The organism is Cobetia sp. cqz5-12, assembly GCF_016495405.1.
Lineage (GTDB): Bacteria > Pseudomonadota > Gammaproteobacteria > Pseudomonadales > Halomonadaceae > Cobetia.
Window position 1 is genome coordinate 2,562,584 of record NZ_CP044522.1, and the last position, 20,893, is coordinate 2,583,476.

Annotated in this window: 18 protein-coding genes; 13 read left to right on the plus strand and 5 right to left on the minus strand. The window is 61.7% G+C overall.

Annotated features, from left to right (window positions below; genetic code table 11):
- Positions 1-54 precede the first annotated feature (54 nt).
- The 6 genes from F8A90_RS10725 to F8A90_RS10750 all read left to right on the plus strand — a co-directional run bounded on the left by F8A90_RS10725 (position 55) and on the right by F8A90_RS10750 (position 6,993).
- Positions 55-1,068 carry a 2-hydroxyacid dehydrogenase gene (locus F8A90_RS10725; protein ID WP_200017125.1) on the plus strand — a complete coding sequence of 338 codons (1,014 nt, stop codon included), beginning with the start codon at positions 55-57 and terminating at the stop codon, positions 1,066-1,068.
- Positions 1,069-1,249: 181 nt separating this feature from the next.
- The gene (locus tag F8A90_RS10730; protein WP_200017126.1) at positions 1,250-2,407 is read left to right on the plus strand and encodes a LacI family DNA-binding transcriptional regulator; all 1,158 of its coding nucleotides are present in this window, start codon (positions 1,250-1,252) and stop codon (positions 2,405-2,407) included.
- 174 nt (positions 2,408-2,581) lie between these two features.
- Positions 2,582-3,646: a TRAP transporter substrate-binding protein gene (locus F8A90_RS10735; RefSeq protein WP_200017127.1), complete on the plus strand. Its 1,065-nt coding sequence runs from the start codon at positions 2,582-2,584 to the stop codon at positions 3,644-3,646.
- 139 nt (positions 3,647-3,785) lie between these two features.
- A complete protein-coding gene (locus F8A90_RS10740; RefSeq protein ID WP_200017128.1) occupies positions 3,786-4,403 on the plus strand; it encodes a TRAP transporter small permease in 618 nt (205 codons plus the stop codon).
- Positions 4,400-5,707, plus strand: a complete 1,308-nt coding sequence (locus F8A90_RS10745) for a TRAP transporter large permease (RefSeq protein WP_191237251.1) — start codon at positions 4,400-4,402, stop codon at positions 5,705-5,707. Before F8A90_RS10740 ends, F8A90_RS10745 begins: the two co-directional genes overlap by 4 nt.
- A 416-nt stretch (positions 5,708-6,123) precedes the next feature.
- Positions 6,124-6,993 (plus strand): DUF4437 domain-containing protein, encoded by an 870-nt coding sequence (locus F8A90_RS10750; RefSeq protein WP_200017129.1) that lies wholly within the window; start codon positions 6,124-6,126, stop codon positions 6,991-6,993.
- A 249-nt stretch (positions 6,994-7,242) separates the two neighbouring features.
- Here F8A90_RS10750 and uxuA read toward each other — a convergent pair whose 3' ends face one another.
- Complete coding sequence (gene uxuA / locus F8A90_RS10755) at positions 7,243-8,421, minus strand: mannonate dehydratase (protein ID WP_200017130.1); 1,179 nt, start codon at positions 8,419-8,421, stop codon at positions 7,243-7,245.
- Between the two features lie 502 nt (positions 8,422-8,923).
- On the opposite strand from uxuA, the gene F8A90_RS10760 reads away from it, so the two are divergent.
- From F8A90_RS10760 to F8A90_RS10775, 4 genes are all read left to right on the plus strand, one after another.
- A complete protein-coding gene (locus F8A90_RS10760) occupies positions 8,924-9,670 on the plus strand; it encodes a ribonuclease activity regulator RraA (protein ID WP_200017131.1) in 747 nt (248 codons plus the stop codon).
- Between the two features lie 129 nt (positions 9,671-9,799).
- Positions 9,800-10,870 carry a Bug family tripartite tricarboxylate transporter substrate binding protein gene (locus F8A90_RS10765; protein WP_233593285.1) on the plus strand — a complete coding sequence of 357 codons (1,071 nt, stop codon included), beginning with the start codon at positions 9,800-9,802 and terminating at the stop codon, positions 10,868-10,870.
- A gap of 112 nt (positions 10,871-10,982) precedes the next feature.
- Positions 10,983-11,528: a tripartite tricarboxylate transporter TctB family protein gene (locus F8A90_RS10770; RefSeq protein WP_200017132.1), complete on the plus strand. Its 546-nt coding sequence runs from the start codon at positions 10,983-10,985 to the stop codon at positions 11,526-11,528.
- 3 nt (positions 11,529-11,531) lie between these two features.
- Positions 11,532-13,076, plus strand: coding sequence for a tripartite tricarboxylate transporter permease (locus tag F8A90_RS10775; RefSeq protein WP_200017133.1), 1,545 nt, complete (start codon positions 11,532-11,534; stop codon positions 13,074-13,076).
- Between the two features lie 184 nt (positions 13,077-13,260).
- Here F8A90_RS10775 and F8A90_RS10780 read toward each other — a convergent pair whose 3' ends face one another.
- Positions 13,261-14,514 (minus strand): NAD(P)-binding domain-containing protein, encoded by a 1,254-nt coding sequence (locus F8A90_RS10780; RefSeq protein WP_200017134.1) that lies wholly within the window; start codon positions 14,512-14,514, stop codon positions 13,261-13,263.
- A gap of 137 nt (positions 14,515-14,651) precedes the next feature.
- Entirely contained in the window at positions 14,652-15,086 is a 435-nt protein-coding gene (locus F8A90_RS10785; protein WP_192839313.1) for a MarR family winged helix-turn-helix transcriptional regulator, read from the minus strand.
- A 296-nt stretch (positions 15,087-15,382) separates the two neighbouring features.
- Here F8A90_RS10785 and F8A90_RS10790 point away from each other — a divergent pair, with 296 nt between their 5' ends.
- A complete protein-coding gene (locus tag F8A90_RS10790; protein ID WP_200017135.1) occupies positions 15,383-17,338 on the plus strand; it encodes a TonB-dependent receptor domain-containing protein in 1,956 nt (651 codons plus the stop codon).
- Positions 17,339-17,448: 110 nt separating this feature from the next.
- Here F8A90_RS10790 and F8A90_RS10795 read toward each other — a convergent pair whose 3' ends face one another.
- Both F8A90_RS10795 and F8A90_RS10800 read right to left on the minus strand, forming a co-directional pair.
- Positions 17,449-18,198, minus strand: coding sequence for a siderophore-interacting protein (locus F8A90_RS10795; protein ID WP_200017136.1), 750 nt, complete (start codon positions 18,196-18,198; stop codon positions 17,449-17,451).
- Positions 18,191-18,637, minus strand: a complete 447-nt coding sequence (locus F8A90_RS10800) for a MarR family winged helix-turn-helix transcriptional regulator (protein ID WP_200017137.1) — start codon at positions 18,635-18,637, stop codon at positions 18,191-18,193. The genes F8A90_RS10795 and F8A90_RS10800 overlap by 8 nt, the downstream gene beginning before the upstream one ends.
- A 276-nt stretch (positions 18,638-18,913) precedes the next feature.
- Here F8A90_RS10800 and F8A90_RS10805 point away from each other — a divergent pair, with 276 nt between their 5' ends.
- Together F8A90_RS10805 and F8A90_RS10810 are read left to right on the plus strand one after the other, a co-directional pair.
- Entirely contained in the window at positions 18,914-19,588 is a 675-nt protein-coding gene (locus F8A90_RS10805) for an HAD family hydrolase (RefSeq protein ID WP_200017138.1), read from the plus strand.
- Positions 19,589-19,937: 349 nt separating this feature from the next.
- Positions 19,938-20,888 carry an SDR family oxidoreductase gene (locus F8A90_RS10810; protein WP_200017139.1) on the plus strand — a complete coding sequence of 317 codons (951 nt, stop codon included), beginning with the start codon at positions 19,938-19,940 and terminating at the stop codon, positions 20,886-20,888.
- Positions 20,889-20,893: the final 5 nt, after the last annotated feature.

Sequence of the window (20,893 nt, forward strand, 5' to 3'; positions counted from 1 at the left end):
CTCGAGGAAGCAAGGATGCACGCACAGCACTACTCAGCCCAAGGTGCCAGCCATATGACAAGTGATGCCGACGATGGCGTGACACGCCTCAAGGTCGTGGTCCTCAAGGCGCTGGATGATGAGCAGATGGCCATCCTTCGCCAGCAGCATGACGTCGTGCTGCTGGAGGGGCATGACAACGCCGAGGCGCTGGATGCGGCACTGCACAATGCCCTGCACGATGCCCACGGACTCATCTGCTCTGGACACAGGGTCACGGAAGCGCTACTGGATGCCGCCCCCGCGCTGCGGGTGATCTGCTCGGTCTCGGTGGGCTATGACAACTACCCGCTGGAGGCGATGAACGCGCGCGGCATCCTGCTGTGCAATACCCCGGACGTGTTGACCGAGACGACCGCCGATGTCGGCTTCCTGTTGATCATGGCCACGGCACGACGCGCGGTGGAGCTGGCCAACATGGTACGTGAGGGGCAATGGACGCAAAGCCTCACCCCGCCCCAGTTCGGCACGGACGTGCACGGCAAGACGCTGGGCATGATCGGCATGGGCCGTATCGGCGCGGCGATCGCGCGACGCGGTGCACTCGGCTTCGGCATGCGGGTCCAGTACTCGAATGCCTCCCCCAAGCCTGTGCTGGAGTCAGAGCTTGACGTGAACCGCGTCGAACTGGACACCTTGCTCAAGACCAGCGATTTCGTCTGCGTCACCGTCCCGCTCAGCGAGCAGACCGAGCGTCTGATCGGCAGACGCGAGCTGGAGTTGATGCCCGCCAGCGCCATCCTGATCAACATCGCCCGCGGGCGTGTCATAGATGAAAGCGCCTTGATCGAGTGTCTCGAGCGTGGCGGTATTCGCGGTGCAGGACTGGACGTCTTCGAGCAGGAACCGCTGCCGGCAAGCTCACCGCTGACGCGCCTGCCTCAGGTCGTGGCGCTGCCGCACATCGGCTCTGCCACCCATGAGACTCGCCGCGCCATGGCGCAGCGCGCGCTGGACAACCTGCTGTTGGCACTGGCGGGGAAATCGCCGCTGAGTGCGGTCAATGAAGCCAGCTGGACGCGCCGGTAGACCGGTGGCCGGCAGACCTGTGACGCCGCCCCTTCGACACATGGCTGCCAGACCAAAGTGCTGAGGGGAGCGCGGGCGAATTGCTCTATGCTCTGGACATGGATTTGGAACCATCCAAAAAACGTCTCCGCCCCAGCCATGAGTTCGGGATGACAACAAGAAAACGCCCAGGGAAGACGCCATGAAAGATCCCATCACGACAGCGCCGGCCAAGGCAGATGCCACGGCGCCATCGCAGCCCCCGTCATCGCAGGTCCCGTCATCGCAGGTCTCGTCATCGCAGGTCTCGTCATCTCAGAGCGCCTCGAGCAGCATCACGCTCCAGGATATCGCGGCCCACGCCAAGGTCTCGCGCAGCACGGTCTCGCTGGTGCTGCGCGACAGCCCGCTGGTGGCGAAACGCACCCGCGAGAAGGTCCAGGACTCCATCAAGGCGCTGGGCTACGTCTACAACCGTGGCGCCGCCGCCATGCGCGGCAGCCGCACCGCCACCCTTGGCGTGGTGGTCTATGACATCGCCAACCCCTTCTTCGGCTCCATGGTCGCGGGGATCGATGCCGCCCTGCATCAGGAAGGCTATGTGTCTTTTCTCGCCAACAGCGAGGATTCCCCTGAGCGCCAGCAGCGCTTCATCAAGCGCATGCGTGAACATCGTGTCGATGGCCTGCTGCTGTGCCCCGCCGAACACTCGGACCCGAACCTGATCCATCAACTGGCCGACTGGGGCATGCCCTGCATCCAGGTGATGCGCTATCTGGACGCGCCGCCCTTCGATTATGCCGGCACCGATTTCCGGCGCGTGGCCGAGATGGCCGTCAATCACCTCGTCAGCCTGGGCCATCAGCGCATCGCCTTCATCGGCGGCGCGGACCACTCGGTCAGTCATGACCGCTGGCTGGGGTATCAGGCCGCGCTGGATCATCACGGCCTTAGCTATCGCCGCCTGGTGCGCGGCAATGGCGTGACGCGGCGCGTCGGCCATGAGCTGATCAAGACCCTGATGCAGGAAAGCCCTCGCCCGACGGCAGTGGTCTGCCACAACGACCTCGTGGCCTTCGGTGCCATGCTGGGCCTGCGCCAGATGGGGCTGGAACCCGGTCGCGACTGTGCCGTGATCGGCACCGATGACGTCGAGGAAGCCGAACTGGGCGACCCGCCCCTGACCAGTATCGCCACGCACCCCTACGCCATCGGGGAGCAGGCGGCGCGACTGGCATTGCGACGGATCGCCAATCCCGGCGGCGAGCGAGAAAGCGTCATCATGCCGCCGGAACTCAAGATTCGCCGCTCCTGCGGGAGTCCTGACGACGCCATCGTCGAGACGCCTCGCCCAGACTGACGCCAACGCTTTCTCTGAACGGCGGGTCATGCCTGGAGAGCATCGACTGGCCGCACAGCACCCGAGCATGACCGGCAGTCTGGAGACTGCCGGTCTGGCAAGCGCAAGACAGAAAGACTGCAAGACGCAAAGACGCAAGGCACAACAACAAACAACGCCAAGGAAAACGCCATCATGCTGAATTGGATCAATCCAACTACGTCCACCCCTGCCATTTCCCAGCGCTCACCGGTGGGCGCCCGACTGTCCAGAGGGCTGAGCAAGGGCCTGGCCGTCGCAGCCACCACCGGCACCCTGCTGGGAGCTACGCTCGGCTTCTCGGCCAGTGCCCAGGCAATGGAGCTGCGTTTCGGCCACGCCGGCACCGAAGATACCGCCTACCAGCTCGGCGCCGAGCGCCTGCGCGATCTGCTCGCCGAGAAGACCGATGGCGACATCACCATGACCATCATGGGCAACTCGGTGCTGGGCCATGAGACCGAGATGTTCGAGCAGCAGATGGCCGGCGCGCTGGACATGTCCATCGTCAGCCCCGGGCTGATCACGGATTTCTCGCCCACGGCCAACGTGTTCACGATTCCCTTCCTGTATCGCGATGTCGATCACTGGCAGAAGGTGCTGGATGGCGAGGTCGGCCAGGAAATCGCCCAGAAGATCAGTGACGAGACCGACGTGAAGGTGCTGGCCTATTTCGGTGGCGGCAAGCGCCACATCGTCAGCTCGCGCGAGGTCACCTCACTCGATGACCTCAAGGGCCTCAAGCTGCGCACCAATCCGACCAAGCCATTGATCGTCGCCTGGCAGGCACTCGGGGTCGAGCCGAGCGTGGTGGCCTGGAAGGAGATCTACACCGCCATCCAGCTGGGCGCGATCCACGGCCTGCTCAATGAGCCGGAATGGACACTGCGCATGCGCTTCCACGAAGTCGCCCCCAACATCGCGCTGTCCGAGCACGACATCACCGTGCGCCTGCTGACCATGTCCAAGATGTCCTGGGACAACCTGGATGAGCAGCAGCAGAAGACATTGATGGAATCCGCGCACGAAGCGGCGGCCTACGCCCGCAAGGTGCAGCTGGAACAGGACGCGGCAGCCCTCGCGGAGCTGGAGAAGCAGGGCGCCAAGCTGCATGAGATCGACCGTGAGCGCATGCAGGAGATCGTCGCTGAGCCGCTCAAGGAAGTGATCGCCGAGATGGGCCTGCAGGACATCTACGACAAGGTACGCGCCGTCAAGTAAGGCATGTCAGGCGGGGTACTCACCTGGTGCCATCTCTGGCTTCAGGTGAGCACCCCGCCACCTTCCTCAGCCCCTGACGCGTGTCATCACTCTCGTGTCGTCGCTCTCCTTCCCTCGCACTCTTCTCGAGGACAGTGCCATGCCTTCTGTGCTCACAGGGCTCTCGCGTCTCAACCGGGCGCTCGAACGTCTGCTCTATCTCGTCTTGCTGGTGCTACTGGCAAGCTTCATCGTCTTCATCATCTATCAGATCGCCAGTCGCAACCTGGCCTTCCTGCCTCGCCTGTTCTGGACCGAGGAATTCAGTCGCTTCGCCTTCCAGTGGATGGTGATGCTGGGCACCGCCGTCGGGGTGCTGCATGCCGATCACTTCGTGCTCGAAGCCTTCCCTCGTGGCAGTCGTGCCGACCTCGTCACGCGCTGGATCCGTGATCTCGCCTGCCTGCTGCTGGGGGTGTTGTTCATCATCCACGGCAAGGACTTCGCGCTGTCGGGCCTGCGCCGCAGTGCCATGGCCTCGGGGCTGTCGATGATCTACGTCTATTCGGTGTTCACCGTCAGTGGCGTCTTCATCGTGCTGTTCAGCCTGCAGCGACTCTTGCATGCCTGGTTGTACGGCATGACCGCCATGGAGGCGGCACTCAATACGCCCAACGAGGCGGAAGAACTGGCGACGCCGGAGGAGACACAGGCCGTTCTGTCTCCCGCCATCGCCGGCCATGCGCATGATGTGACTGACCGGAGAACACTGCCATGATGCCAATGGACTGGCTCTACCTGATGCCCTGGCTGCTGTTCGGCGTGCTGGGCGTATTGATCGTGATCGGCATTCCCATCGCCATGGCACTGGTGCTGACGGCGACCACGCTGATCCTGCTGGACCCGCGCCTGACCTACTGGATCATGTTCCAGCGCATGTACAACGGCATGGATTCCTTCGTGCTGCTGGCCGTGCCGCTGTTCCTGCTCGCAGGCAACCTGATGAATGCCGCAAGGATCACCGACCGCCTGATCACGCTGTGCATGCGCCTGGTCGGCCACTTCCGTGGTGCGCTGGCTCACGTCAATGTGCTGGTCAGCATGCTGTTCGCCGGGGTCTCCGGCTCCTCCACCGCTGACAGTGCCGGCGTGGGCACGGTACTGATTCCAGCCATGAAGCGAGAAGGCTATCCGGTCAGCTTCGCCGTCGCGGTCACCGCCGCCTCCTCCGTGATGGGCACCATCATCCCGCCGTCGATCAACATGATCGTCTGGGGTGCGCTGACCAACACCTCGATCGCGGGCCTGTTTCTTGGCGGCATTCTGCCCGGCGTGATGATTGGCGTGGCTCAGCTGCTGCTCAATACCCGCTACGTGCGTCGCTACAACGTGCCGGTGCGCAAGCGCGCCTCCTTCAAGGAACTGGCCAGTTCCGGCAAGGATGGCCTGCTGGCTTCGGGGATTCCGATCGTGATCATCGGCGGCATCACCCTGGGCATTGTGACGCCCACCGAGGCCGCAGTGATCGCGGTGGTCTACGCGCTGGTGCTGGGCTTCGTGATCTATCGCGAGCTGGATCTCACCAAGCTGCTCAATGCCTCCACCGATACCGTCAGGCTGTGCTCGCTGTCGCTGTTCAGTCTGGTGGGCGCGGCCATCTTCGGCTATCTGATCAGCTTCTATCAGATTCCGCCGAAGCTGATGGCGGGCGTCAGCATCACGGACCCGACCGTGCTGCTCATCGTGATGACCATCGTGCTGCTGGTGATCGGCACCTTCATGGATGCCCTGCCCGCCATGGCGATCATGGCCCCCATCTTCTATCCGCTGGCGATGGCGGCAGGCGTGCACCCCGTGCAGTTCGGTGTCATCGGCGTCATGGCGTTGGGCCTGGGCCTGATCACGCCGCCCTACGGCCTGTGTCTGATGATTTCCGCCAAGATCGGCGGCATTCCCCTGCTCAAGGCCATGGCGACCACCATGCTGTACCTGGGTGTGATGCTGGCCGTGATCGTGTTGATGATCCTGTTCCCGGAATTCGTGCTGGCGATCCCGCGCCTGATCGCTCCCGATTTCGTCTGACCTGGCACATAATCCGGACATTCCGAAAACTGTTTGAGGAATGTCCGGAACTGCCAATCTGTTGCCTCGCAACCCCTCTGTTTTCCGCTCGCATCTGGTTCCTGGCCATTTCGACCCACCTGGCCGGGCTGGAAGGCATGCGCGAACAAGTGCCAAAAATCCCCTGACGTCTCGGAATATCGAGAAATTCTCCTCACCTCAAGGTGAGCGCCACGCCGCATGCCATGGCATCGCCTCGGGGCCTGACGCCGATAACACGCCCAGGATGAACGGCTGATTATCAAGCTTTGATTGAAAGTCTTTTCTCCATCTGCCGCTATATCCCGCTGCCTGCCCGTTCCAGGATTCACGACGTCGATCGCCAGCGCATCGGCGATTTCCCTTACTTTCCATGATCAGACAGATAGGCAGCCACCATGAAACGTCCCGTCTCCCTTGCTCTGCTCGGCCTCTCGGTCGCCTTCGCCAGCATGACCGTCCACGCCGATGACCACTCCACGCTCGCACCGACCAGTGAAGTCGTGCAGCAGTCCGACATCGACTGGGGCTATCTGAACCCGTTGCGCGGTGACCAGAGCCCGGCCGCCGGCGACCTGTGGGGCGACCGCACCAAGGATGGCGCTTCAGGTTTCCTGGTGAAGTTCAACGAAGGTTTCTCCTCACCGCCCCACATCCACAACATCACCTACCGTGGCGTGGTCATCCAGGGCGAAGTCCACAACGATGACAAGAACGCCGATGAGCAGTGGCTGCCCGCAGGCTCGTTCTGGATCCAGCCGGCAGGGGAATCCCACATCACCGCGGCCAGAGACAAGGTCAACATGGCCTACATCGAGATCAATGAAGGGCCCTATCTGGTACAGCCGGAATCCGAGGCCTTCCACAATGACGAAGAGCCACTGAATGTCGCAGAGAACAACATGGTGTGGCTGGATGCCAACGACATCCGCTGGATCAACCTGCCGGGCAGCGACGACGCCGAGCAAGGCCCGAAGACCGCCTTCCTGTGGGGCAACCCGGACGTCGGCCAGCTGAGCGGCCGCCTGGTCAAACTGCCGGCAGACTTCTCCGGTGAGATCACAAGCCACGCCGACGAATTCCGCGCCGTGGTCATCAAGGGCGACCTGACCCACGAGACTGAAGGCAAGGACGACAGCCAGCGCCTGGCGACCGGCAGCTACTTCGGCTCTCAGGGCGAGATCACCCATGACATCACCACCGGTGCCGACGGCGAGACCCTGCTCTACGTGCGCACCAATGGGGCTTTCGACATCGTCGAGGAGTGAAGAGTGAGGGCTGAGGGCTGAGGTCGTCTAGACGCTGGGCCCTTGGCTCTGAGATCTGAGATCTGAGATCTGAATTCTGAGATCTGAATCAGCAGACATTCCGAACTACAGCAAACACGAACGGCCGCCCCGATCTCAAGACCGCGGGTGGCCGTTCGTGTTTGTGTTCATGCTTGGGTCGCGTACCCGCCGTCAGGCCAGCCGCTGGGTCGCCAGCCGCTGAATCGCCAACCGTTGGATCGCCAGCCGCTAGGTCGCCAACCGTTGGATCGCCATCTCGAGGCCACGGATTTCCGCCAGCCCTTTCATGCGCCCATACAGCGGGTACCCCGGGCGGGTCTCGCGGCGTGCATCGTCCAGGATGTGGTGGCCATGGTCCGGCCGCATCGGCAGGGGGGCTCCACCAGACGCCAGGCGGCGGCGCTCTTCTGCCACCAGCACACGGATGATCTCCACCATGTCCAGATCCCCCTCGAGATGTTGTGCTTCATGGAAGGAGCGCTTGTCCTCGCTGTCACGCCCGGTGGCTCTGAGATGAGCGAAGTGGATGTGGGAGGCAAAGCGGCGCGCCATGATGCTGAGATCGATATCCGGGTTGGCACCGTAGGAGCCGGTACAGAATGTCAGGCCATTGGCCGGACTGGGTACGACACCCAGCAGCCAATCAGCATCAACCATGCTCGAGACCACGCGCGGCAAGCCGAACATCGGCCGTGGCGGATCATCGGGGTGAATGGCCAGGCGGATGCCGACCTCTTCCGCCACCGGCACGATGGCCTTGAGAAAGGTGGCAAGATGCTGGCGCAGGCGCGCGGCGTCAATTCCGTCATAGGCTGCCAGTGCGGCGCGAAATTCCGCCAGGCTGTAGCCCTCCTCTGCACCGGGCAGCCCTGCAATGATGGTGCGGATCAACTTCTCGCGACCTACCTCATCCAGCGTCTCGAGATGCTGCCGTGCAGCCTGTTGCTCTTCGCTGGTGTATTCACGCTCGGCACCGGGGCGCTCCAGCAGATAGAGATCAAAGGCCGCGAAGGCATCCTGATCAAAGCGCAGGGCGGTACCCCCTTCCGGCAGCTGCCAGGCGAGGTCGGTGCGCGTCCAGTCCAGTACCGGCATGAAGTTGTAGCACACGGTGGTGATACCGCACTCCGCCAGATGGCGCAGCGACTGCTGGTAATTGGCGATATGTCGCTCATGCCCCGCAGCGGCCTGCTTGATGCTCTCGTGTACCGGGATGCTCTCGACCACCGACCAGCGTAGACCAGCTGCCTCGATCTGCGCCTTGCGCTCTCGGATGGCGTCCAATGGCCAGACATCACCATTGGGAATCTCATGCAACGCCGTGACGATACCTGTCGCGCCTGTCTGCCGGATTTCCTCGAGCGTGATGGGGTCCGCGGGACCGAACCAGCGCCATGTCGCTTCCATGTCATCTCCTTGATGGTCAAAGGGGGCAAGTACCACCTACCGACAAAATATGACAACTTGTGTCAGCCACTACCATGCGACCTATGTCGCTGGCAGCGCGACACAAGCGGACCTGGCTGTCGGCTCGCGAAACAGACGGATCATCACGCCGGATCAAGACAACGGAAGCCCTCATCTGGCGACCCGCAGAATTCTGACAAAAATCGCAACAAGAACAGAGATATATAGAACAAACAATACGAAAAATCACGAGAGATGCCAGACAGATTTTCCTGTCGAGACGTCAATACCCTGTCGATATCTGGCTCTGAAGGCACGATTCATGACGCTCGATACTAGACTTATTGCTCATCAAAAGTTGTCAATATTTGTTTGATCAGTCATCCCTTCCCCCCTATAGTGACTCTCGAAAACAGATCAGACGCACGTGTCGACTGATCACTTGGGCCAGGCACGTTGCCGAGAGCCGAGACTCCCTACCTATACTGACGACGGACGCCATATGACTGCCATTACCTCCACAGAGCATCCCAGCTACGCCGAGCTCTCCTCCGTGACCCGTGAGCGTTTGATGCGCGCCTCCACCGCCTCTCTCCACACCCTGCTGTTCAAGCGCGGCCTGCGTAACACCTTCATCCAGAACGTGGTGCAGATGAACAACAGAACCACCCATATGGTGGGCCAGGCCTTCACGCTGCGTTATATCCCGGCACGCGAAGACATCGACACCGTCGCCGCCTTCCGCGACCCCAAGCACCCGCAGCGCCTGGCGGTGGAAACCGTTCCGTCCGGGCATGTCATGGTGTCTGATTGTCGTCAGGACGCCTCGGCCGCCAGCGCCGGCAGCATCCTGCTGACGCGTCTGGAATATCGTCAGTGTGCCGGTTTCGTCTCCGACGCCGGTATCCGGGATTCCGGCGCCGCCGCCGAGATGAACCTGCCGATCTTCTGCGCCAAGCCCAGCGCCCCGACCAACCTGACCAAGCACCATGCGGTAGAGTTGCAGGTGCCGATCGGTTGTGGCGGCGTGCCGGTCTTCCCGGGCGACGTGCTGGTGGGCGACGCCGATGGCGTGATGGTCATCCCGCTCGAACTTGCCGACGAGATCGCCGAAGAAGCCAGTCAGATGGAAGATTTCGAGGATTACGTACTGGAAAAGGTGCGCAACGGGACTCCCGTGATCGGCCTGTATCCGCCGACCGACGAAGCACGCGCAGAATTCGAACGCTATATGGCCGCCAAGCAGTAATCGGCTCGCCAGCCGCCGTCTTGTCCACGGCGGCCCCGGACGACAGGCCACGCCGACCTGTCGTCCGCCATCCCTCCTGCCTCAAAGCGCCTCGAGTGACCACAACCATAACAACACTGGAGTCATGCCATGACCCATCTGAATAGCCGTCTCAACAGCCGTCAGGCCAACGTGCACGCCAACTCTCACGACAGTCAGCCATCCCGCACAAGCCGCAAGGGGCGCAGTCGCCCACTGCTGGCCTTGCTCGCTCCGCTGGTCCTGTCCGGCATGGTTGCGGCCTCGCCCTTCGTCAGCACCGGTGTGCAGGCCGACTATCCCGTGCGTGACATTCGCCTGATCGTGCCATGGCCGGCCGGTGGCGGTGCCGATGCCATCAGCCGCAAGATCAGCAATCTCGCCGAGCAGGACCTGCCGAAATCGATCTACGTCGAGAACATCGGGGGCGCCATCACCGCCACCGGCCTGATGCAACTCAGCAAGGCGCGTCCGGACGGCCATACCGTCGGCGTGATGACCTATGACAGCATCATCACCCTGCCACGCGGCAATCTGGTGCCCGGCTACTCGCTGGACCGCATGATCCCCTTCGCCCGCATCACCAAGGAAGCGGATGCCATCGTGGTATCCAAGCAGTCCGGCTTCGAGAGCTATGAGCAGCTGATCGAGGCCGCTCGCGAGAACCCCGGCAGCGTGCGAATCGGGGTGGCTCCGCAGGGCTCCGGCCCCTATCTGGCGGTCCGCCGTCTGGAAGCTGCCACGGGTGTCGAGTTCAATGTCATCAGCTATCCGGGCTCTTCCACCGCCGAGGCCGAGGCACTGCTGTCAGGCGAGATCGACGGAGCCATCTCGAGCCTGGGTGACTTCTCCGGCATTCTGGAATCCGGCGACGCCCACGGTCTTGTCGAGTTCTCTTCCGAACAGAATCCGGCCTACCCGGAAGTCCCGCCGATGAGCGAACTGGGCGGCAATCTCGAGACCGGCAGCTTCATCGTGCTGGCCGTGCCAAAGGGCACCCCGGATGAGGTGGTCAGCACCCTGGAAAGTGCCTACCACAGCGCCTACGAGACACCGGAATTCCAGAAGTGGATCACGGGGGTCGGCGTCACGCCCAGCTGGCTGGGGGCCGATGAGGTCAATGCCTGGATCGAGGATTATCAACAGAAGACCTTCACTGCCATGGATGAACTCGGTCTGTGAATGCGCTGGCATGGGCGTCTCTCTGGCGCCCCTGCCATCTGCCCATCACTGACCTATCTCACCTCCATCGTCACGCGGCGTCTGACGACAGGCGCCGCCAAGGAATTCTGTCATGTCTTCATCCGCTTCCCCTCCCCGACGCCACTGGTTGATCAGTGGTGCAACCCCGCTGACGCTGGCCATGACCGCCATCAGCGCGCTCTATCTGGTCAGTGCTTTCCAGATGACGCCGCCACTGGACAATGGCCGCCTGACGGCCTCGTTCTTCCCCGCTCTCATTGGAATCATCGCCCTGGTGCTCTGCGTGGCTCAGCTGGTCAGCCAGCACCGTGCCAGCCGCGGCGTTGCAGCGGATGACGCCAAGGAGTCTTCCACGACGGACGGCGATGCAAGCGCAGCGCTGTTCTCACCGGCGCTGCGCCTGATGCTGGTGACCGCACTCTATATCCTGGCGTTCTCGCACCTGGGCTACCTGCTTTCGTCAGCACTCTATGTCTTCGTCGTGATGCTGCTGTTCGCGGGGCGCGACAAGTGGGTCAGCAAGGCAGTGATCGCCTGCGCCATCTCCGCGCTGGGCTATGGGCTCTTCGAGCAACTGTTCAACGTCCATCTCCCTGCGCTGGATCTCTCAGCGCTCGGACTGGGCAACGGGGGCTGATCCATGGAATTCATCGCTCAGGTATTTTCCAGCTTCGCGCTGCTGCTGGACCCCGTGATCCTGTTCTATGTGGTCGCCGGCTTCGTCATCGGCACCATCTTCTCGGCCATCCCGGGACTGACCGCGACATTGGCACTCGCCCTGCTGCTGCCGCTGACCTACAGCCTCGATGTCACCACCGCCCTGATGGCGTGTGCCAGCATCTACATGGCCGGCATGTGTGGTGGCAGCATCACGGCCACCACCATCAACATCCCCGGCGCGCCGTCCTCGATGATGACGGCACTGGAAGGCTATCCCATGCAGCAACGTGGCGAAGGCGCGCTGGCACTGGGCCACGCTTCCTTCGGCTCGATGATCGGCGGCAGCCTCGGCGCGCTGTTGTTGATCGTGCTGGCGCCGTTCATCGCCGAGGCCTCACTGCTGGTCAAGACCACCGGCAAGTGCGCTCTGATCGCCTTCGCGCTGATCGTGATCGTGGTCGCTCAACGCGGCAACATCCGCAAGGCTGGCATCACCGCCTGCCTGGGCCTGATGCTGGCGACCGTCGGGCTGGACGCCATGCAACCACTGGCACGCTTCACCTTCGGCATCAGTGAGCTGACCGCCGGGATCGACCTGATGCCCGTCATCATCGGTACCTTCGCCATCAGCGAGCTGCTGATCCAGGTCGGCAATCGCAAGAAGGACGCCGCCATCCGCCAGCAGCTCAAGGCCAGCCAACAGCTCAAACGTCGTGATTTCATTCCGCCGCTGAGCGCCATTCGCGAGATCGGCATCGGCTGCTACCTGAAGTCGACATTGATCGGCTACATGGTCGGCACCCTGCCCGGCGCGGGCGGTTCGATGGGCGGCTTTCTCGCCTACGTGGAAACCGTGCGCACCTCGAAGAAGCCCGAAAGCTTCGGCAAGGGCAATCCCCAGGGCATCGCCGCTGCCGAAAGTGCCAACAATGCCGTCTGTGGTGGCGCTCTGGTGCCGATGCTGACCTTCGGGATTCCGGGCGATCCGGTCACGGCCATCGTGCTGGGCGTACTGGTGATCAACGGCATCCAGCCGGGGCCGCAACTGATGGCGTCACAATCCGGACTGATCGCGCCGATGCTGGCCTCGCTGCTGTTCAGCGCCCTGATCCTGATTCCTCTGACGCTCTATCTGATGGGTCCCTACTTCCTGCGCATCGTCACCATCCGCAAGGACGTACTTTATGGTGCCATCGCGTTGCTGGCCGTGGTCGGCAGCTTCGTGGCCACCTACTCCGTGTTCCAGATGATGATGACGCTGGTGCTGGGCATCGTCGCCTACCTGATGCGCAAGCATGATTATCCGGTGATCACGCTGCTGCTGGGCTTCATTCTCGGCCCGAATCTGGAAGAGTTCCTGCGCCGTGCGCTGACACTGTCCAATGGCAACCCGATGACCTTCCTCACCACGCCGGACAGCCTGTTCTTCGTCGTGCTGACGGTGGTCTTCGTCTACTTCCTTGGTATCCGCAAGCCGGTGCAGTTGAAACAGGCGGCCCCCGAGAAGGCAGGTTCGACGGGCTGAACCTCCCACAAGGCCCCGGGAACGAGCTTATTCATTAGCTCCCGGGGATGAGCTCAGCCACAAGCTCCCGCAAATAAGCCCACCTGAAAGCCTCATGCCTGAACGAAACATGCCCGTTACCGGAAGGTAACGGGCATTTTCATGTTCTCTCTGTCGCGCGGACTGATCGATCACCACCACTCGATCAGGCGGGATCAGAACAGGTGTTGCGGGTAGCCGCCGCATTACAGACAGGTGCCGGGCGAATGGCGGCAGGATTGGCTAGCGCGGCCACCACGGATCTGACCTGCTGATAGCCGGTGCGCATCAGGAAAGTCGGCGCTCTGCCGTAACTCTTGATGCCGAGGATGAACAAGCCTGGCTCGGCATGCAGCAGTTCGGCAGCGCCGTGTTCCGGCACCGACCCACAGCTGTGCTGGTTGGGGTCGATCAGCGGCGCAAGCTTCACAGGGCTCTGTGTCGTGGGGTCAAGCGAGACGCGCAATTCAGACAGCAACCCCAGAGAGGGGCGGAAGCCGGTGGCCGCGATGATGCGATCCACCGCTGGCAGCCGGTGTTCGCCACTTTTCACGACCCAGCGCCCCGCTTGGTGATCGATTGCCTCGACGGCGAGCTCGGTCACCACCTCGATCCGCCCTTCCTCCAGCAGCGACTTGATGCGCAGTTCGAGCGCCTTGCGTTCCTTCAGCTCATCATTGGGCGCCGGGCGGATGACCTCCTCGATATCGGCGGAGCGAACACCCCAGACGATTCGCATCCCCTCTGCGTGGTCTGCCAGCGCGATCAGGCCCTGCAGCGCATTCAGCGCCGAGTGCCCGCTGCCGATCACGAGCACCGACTTGCCGACATACTCAGCCGCTTGTGTACCGCGGATGTCCGGCACGCCATAGGCGATGACGTCGGCCGCCGCTTGCTCACCAATGGCGGGAATGCCATGCGCGCCGATCCAGTTGGGGGTCTGGTAAGTGCCGGAGGCATCGATCACCGCGCGGGCCAGTACGTCCCGCGGGCCGTCAGGGCCCTCGACGCGCAACACGAAGGGCGCCTCATCGCGACCGCTACTGCGCAGCACATCATGCTGTTGACGACTGACATGGGTGACGCGGCTATCGACATGCAGCCGCGAGCTGATCGACGGGTGCGCGGCGAGCGGTGCGACATAGCGGTCGAGAAACTCTGCCCCGGTGGGATAGGCAGCGACGTCCGGTGCACGCCATCCCTGTTCCTGCAGCAATTCAGCCGCTAAAGCGTCGATATTCCATGACCAGGGCGAGAACATGCGCACATGACCCCAGCTGGCCAGGTTGGCGCCTGCGTGTGTGCCCGACTCGAAGAGAATCGGCTCCAACCCTGCCTCCAGCAGATTGACGGCAGCGCTCAGCCCTATCGGCCCGGCGCCGATGATGGCCACCGGCAAGCTTGTGATATCACGACTCATGGCAGTCTCTCGCAGCAATATGTTGTCAGTAACAACAAACCTAGTATCACTCCACGCTAATGTCTACTCCCGAGGAGAACTTGCGAGGGTGGCTCATCCACTCACCCAGACATTCAAACAGTTACCCAGGCGCTCAATCAGTCACCCAGGCGCTGTCGCGCGGCAAGGGTCAGCTTGTTGAGCAGCGTCACTGCGCCCTCGACGACCTCCGGCGACAGGCCCTCGATCATGGAGGCTTCTTCCGCGACCAGCTCGGCGTGAATCTGCTGGTACAGCGCCCTGCCCTCCGGGGTCAGCGAGAGCTCAACGGCACGCCGGTCGTTGGGATCTTCGATCTTGCGCACGTAATGCTTGCGGATCAGCGAGTCGGCGACCCGGCTAGTCGTGCTCTTGTCGAGGTACATCTCGTCTGCCAGCGCCTGCAGTCTCAGCGGCCCGCGCTTGACCAACGTCTCCAGCGCATAGCATTGAGCGACGGAGACGTTGTGATGGCAGATGCTTTCCCTGTCGCGAAACTGATGGACACGGATAAGCTGATTGACGGCCTCGTACAGCGCTTCTGCTTGATCCACTCTGGTGCCTCACGTGACGGTGGTCCAAAAGGGAGGGAGATACTGGCCACGATAACCGAGCACGACCAAGAGTGCACCGATACCCGGCCCCCCTTTGTCCAGCTACCCTTGACCCACCACCCTATCGGCTTGCACGTGGCAATGCCTTGCGCGAGCAACTCAATCGCGACCTTCTTCCCCGATACGACGCCAGCAAACCTTTCAGGCAAAAACTGTGCAAGAATCTTGCAATTCATTGTTGAGAACGATTAGCATTGCCAGCCGCAAGATATAACTATTCAAGCAAGGGAATCCACGTGCATCTCCGCCTCCATCCGCTTACCGCAGCCGTCCTCTCCGCCAGTGCGTTGACCCTGAGCCTCTCGGGCCACGCCTCGGCCGACGACATGTCCACCCTCGTCATCAGCGAAGACCGCCTCGAACGGAATGTCGTGATCAGCGCTGAAGAGATTGATCAGCGTCAGGCACGCGATCTGGAAGACCTGTTCCGCTCCGAACCGGGCGTCAGTGTCGGCGGCGGCATCGCCATCGGCCAGAAGGTCTATGTACGCGGTCTGGAAGACACCAACCTGAACGTCACCATCGATGGCGCGCGTCAGGGCGGCTACCTCTTCCACCATACCGGCCGATTGACCATTGATCCGGCTCTGCTCAAGCAGGCGGAAGTCGATAAAGGTCCGGCGACCGCCGATGACGGCCCGGGCGCGCTAGGCGGCAGCCTTCGCTTCGTGACCAAGGATGCCCAGGACCTGCTCAAGCCCGGTCAGGACCTGGGCGCACGCGTCTCCGTCGGCACCGAAAGTGCGGCGGACGCCACCTCCGGCACCACGGCGTTCTATGGTCGTCTGGGGGAAAATCTCGGCCTGATGGGGTATGTCAGCGGCCGCAACAGCGATGACTATGAAGTTGGCGGTGGCGGTGAGCAGGAACAGACCGCAGGCCAGCAGCGTGGCTATCTGCTCAAGATGTCACTGCTGGACGTCAATGATCAGGACCTGCGCATCAGTGCCGAACGCACTACCGATCACGGCACCTATTTCACGCGTCCGCACATGCCGAGCTTCAGCAGCCAGCAGCCGACCTATCAGGAAATGGAGCGTGAGACCTTTACCATCAATCATGCCTGGCATCCGGGCAATGATCTGATCGACACCAGGACCACCCTCTACCACACCACTCAGGAACTGGATCGTGTCGAGGCGGGCAGCACCAGCCGCTCCAGCGAATTCGGCGCGGATGTGCGCAACACCTTCCGTCTCAAGACGGGTGATGTGGCACATGCTCTGACCACTGGTGTGGACTTCTACGATCAGGACACCCGTCGTTCCGATGATGCCGGCAGCTCCGGCCCCAACAACGAAGACACTTCACGCAACCTGGGAGTCTACGCCCAGAACCGCATGACACTGGGCCCGTGGGCCCTGTCCGTCGGTGCACGCCTGGATGATTACGACAGTGATTACGGCGAGGCCGGCAGCGTCAGTGGCAGCGAGGTCTCCCCCAACGCGATTCTGAGTGTCGATGCGACTGACAACCTGACCCTGCATGCCGGTTATGGCGAAGCCATTCGCGGCGCCAAGGCGCGGGAAGTGATTCTGATCGGCGATGAAGTCTCCATCGCACAGGGGCTTGAGCCGGAGAAGGCGCGTCAACGTGAAATCGGTCTGGATTGGCATCAGCGAGATGCCCTGATGGAGGGAGATCGTATCGGCTTCGCGCTGACCGGCTTCCATACCGATATCGAGAACTATCAGGCCTATGATCGCGGCAGTGACCCGGCGGTGCTCTACAACCTGGATGGCGAAGTCGAGAGCCGTGGCTATGAAGCCAGCCTGAACTGGGGAGTCGGCGGCTACGACACACGCCTGGGCTATGCCAAGGTGGTGATGAAGAACAACGATGGCGACCCGCTGGGCGACGAGATGAACATCGGTGCTTCCACCGGCGACAAGTGGACCTGGGATCACCAGTATCGCCTGCCGAACCACAACGTCACCCTGGGCTACACCCTCAATGCGGTGGAACGCCTGGAGCGCGTGGCAGAAGGCGACGAGGAGAAGCCGGGCTATGTGACGCACGACATCCGCGCCCAGTGGACACCCGCCTCCTATCAGGACCTGACGCTGACACTGGCGGTCAACAACGTATTCGACAAGCGTTACAGCGACCACAGCAGCTACCTGCTCAGCAGCGGTGACAGCATGCTGGAGCCGGGCCGCGACATCCGCCTGGGTGCCAGCTACAGCTTCTGACCCAGTCCTCTGATGCTCGCAACATGTTGACTGTCAGATTGCCCCACAGGCTTGGCCTGTGGGGCATTTTTCATGGCGAGACAAGTCGCTGGTCATGGTTGACGCAAGAATCAATTGGCCTCTTCCGCCTCGGCATCCTGCTGCTTGGCCAGCTTGTGGCCGTCTTCTGACTGCCCGATCTTCCAGTAGCTGGAGACATAGAAGTGGGACTTGGGAATCTCGTAGGCCTGCTTGAGGTGAGCACGCAGCGCCCGCATGCTGCCGAATTCACAGGCCGCCCAGACAGAGATCTGACCTTCCTGTCGAGGCAGTGCGGCAACTTTCTCCAGCAGCGGCCGCCCTTCCGGGTCGGGCTGTGGATTGACCAGCCAATGCAACTCGATCCCCGGCGGATGCTCCAGTGTCTGGATATCAGCGTCACTGGTCACCTCGATGACAGCGTGACCGCGCGCCTGGAGCGGTAGCTCGGCCAGATTGACGCTGATCGCCGGCAAGGCCGTCATGTCACCCGCCAGCAGGAACCAGTCGGCCTCCATGTTGATCAGCTTCTTCGGGCCGGGGCCGCCGATGGTGATGCGGTCCCCCGGCTGCGCATTGGCGGCCCAGGAGGATGCCGGACCGGCATGATCGTGCAGCGCGAAATCGACATCGATCTCGGTCGCACGCTGATGACGAATGGTATAGGTGCGCATCATCGGGCGCTCGCCTTCCCCGCGCGGAAACACCAGTTTGATATAGGCGCTCTCCTGCCCCTCGGGGATGGAGCCGATATTCTCACCGCCCAGGGTGACGCGCAGCATATGCTCCGTCACCGGGGTGGAACGAATCACTTCAAGCTCTCGCATTGCGGGCTTACCCATCTTGCGCACTCCTCTGGCAAACGCCTTCAAGTTGTTCAGCATCGCGAGCTTCACACTCGCTGGTATTGTGGATCATGGCAGATGCCGTCTTCAGGAATGTGGCGACCTCCTCATCGCTGAGGTCTCCTGCCATCCGCTGTGCGGTCTCATGTTCCAGGGCTTCGATCTCTTTGAGCATGTCGTGGCCCGCCTCGGTAGGGGCGAGAAACAGGCTGCGACGGTCCTGCGGATTTTCCGTCTTGACGATCAATCCCGCCGTCATCAATTCATTGAGCACCCGCGTCACGCGTGCCTTGTCCTGCCCCAGATGCTGCACGATCTTGTGCGCCGTGCACTCGGAGGTACGGCCGATGCCTTTCAGCACCCGAATGTGCGTGACTGGCAGATCAAGCTGGTAGCGCTGGATGCCAAGACGAAGTTGTCTGCGATAGACATGCATCAGTTGATGCAGCACATCATTGAGTGATGTCTGACTCATGCGTCACTCGCCATATGGTTGGTATAGGTCAACTATATTGACAGATGGTTGATACTGTCAACAAAAACATGACCGAGAAGCATTCTCATCTTATTCCCGAATGTCTCATATTCCTATCACCCCTTTTCCCATTGCCATGCGCGTTTTCGGCAACTCTTCCTGCGTGACATGGTGACAGCCAGCGGGAACCTGCTAAGGTCGAAGACCCCACATTCCTGACGCCCCCGAGAGGCATCGATGGCTGAACTCTGCCTGCTGTTTGATTCCGATGGCACCCTGGTTGATAGCGAAATCCTCCTCGCCGAGGCCATGTCCAGCACCCTGCCCCGCTATGGTCTGCCGTTTACCAGCGACCGCTATATGAACGAGTTTCGCGGCATGCGTTTCATGAGTATCGTGCGCACGCTGGAGGCAGCTCATGGCGTTCTGGAAGAAGAGCCCACACTGCGCATGGAGCGGGAGATGCGAGCGCTGCTGGAAGAGTTGATGAGGGCGCGCCTGACAGCGATGCCCGGCATGTCAGCCGCCTTGATGGAACTTGAAGGCTATCCCTGTGGCGTGGTGTCCAATGGGCCCGAGCGCAAGGTGCGTCTGGCGTTGGACACGACGCGGCTGGCACGCTTCTTCGATGGGCATATCTTCAGTGCCTATACCCTGGGAGTGTGGAAACCGGACCCGCGAATCTATCGGCTCGCCGCCGAGCAGATGGGCTTTGCGCCTTCACATTGCGTGGTGATCGATGACGCCATCGTCGGGGTACAGGCAGGATTGGATGCCGGCATGCAGGTCATCCACTTCGCCCACCACGACGACGGCCATGAAACGCCGCATGGTGCATTGCGCATGCACCACGCGCGCGAGCTGCCGAGGCTGGTAGCGCAGATCTCACAACGGCTCGCTGCGCAGTACTAGTCGTCATCGCGCCTTCTCCCTCAAATCCCGCTCCATGAAAATCCCGTCCCTCAAGGCGGGATTTTCATGCCTGCTGCTCATGGTGTGACTCGCCTTGCCTGTCGCAGCTACCAATACGCCCGTTCGCGAATATCGCAACCCGCCCTCCTGATACAAATAGGCAATTTTTAGCGACTAAAGCGCCTATATATCACCCTTCCCGATATCTATAGTGCCTCTACAGCAAACCCGCGCAAGACACGCAAGGCTCGCAGGACACGACCGCACGGATAGCCAGACGCAGCTGTCATGCGCGTCCCTGACGTGATCAGAGCGCAACCGCCGCACACCTGATATCAGGATCATGACCATGACTCGCAATACCCCCTTTGGCCCCAAGGGCTGGACCCCGGACAGAATCGGCTCGCTTGTCGGCAAGACCTATGTCATCACCGGCGCCAACAGCGGCGCGGGTTTTCAGGCGACGCGCATTTTGCTGAGCAAGGGGGCGGGCGTCGTGATGTTGAATCGCAACCCGACCAGATCAGAGACCGCCATCGCGGCGCTGCAAGAGGAGTTTGGCCCCGCGGCGAATGTCAGGCATATCCGCATGGATCTGGCGGAGCTGGCCTGCGTACGCAGCGCGGCCGCGGAAGTACTGGAGAAGGTCCCGCAGATCGATGCCCTCATCTGCAATGGCGCCATCGCTCAGGTTTCCCGACAGCAACTCACCGTCGATGGTTTCGAAAGTCAGCTCGGCGTGAATCATTACGGGCATTTCCTGCTGTGCGGGCTGCTGTTCGAGCGCATCGATGTCTCCCACGGGCGAATCGTCGTGGTCTCCAGTGAAGGCCACAAGATGGGCCTCAAAACCATCCAGTTCGACGACATGAACTGGGAGCACAACTATCACCCGAACAAGGTCTATAGCCACAGCAAGCTGGCACAGATGATGTTCGCCTATGAATTGCAGGACAGGATTGAGGCGGCCAACCGCCAGGTAAAAGTCCTTGTCTGCCATCCAGGCGCGTCCAACACCTCACTGATTCGAGACAACGCCAATCTGGCAACTCGACTCAGCTGGGCATTGATGGTGAAGACAGGAATGGCGCAGACGGCAGAAAAAGGCGCTTACCCGGAGGTCATGTGCGCCACCGAGGAGCCCCTCAAGCAGCGAGCCTACTACGGCCCGACAGGGCTCATGAATTTTGGCGGTCCGGTGGGCGAGTGTGAATTGGGGGAATTCGTTCTCGATAAGCGCACCATGACCCGGCTCTGGCAAGTCTCTGAGCAGGCAACGCGGTTTCGCTGGTCAATCTGATCTTT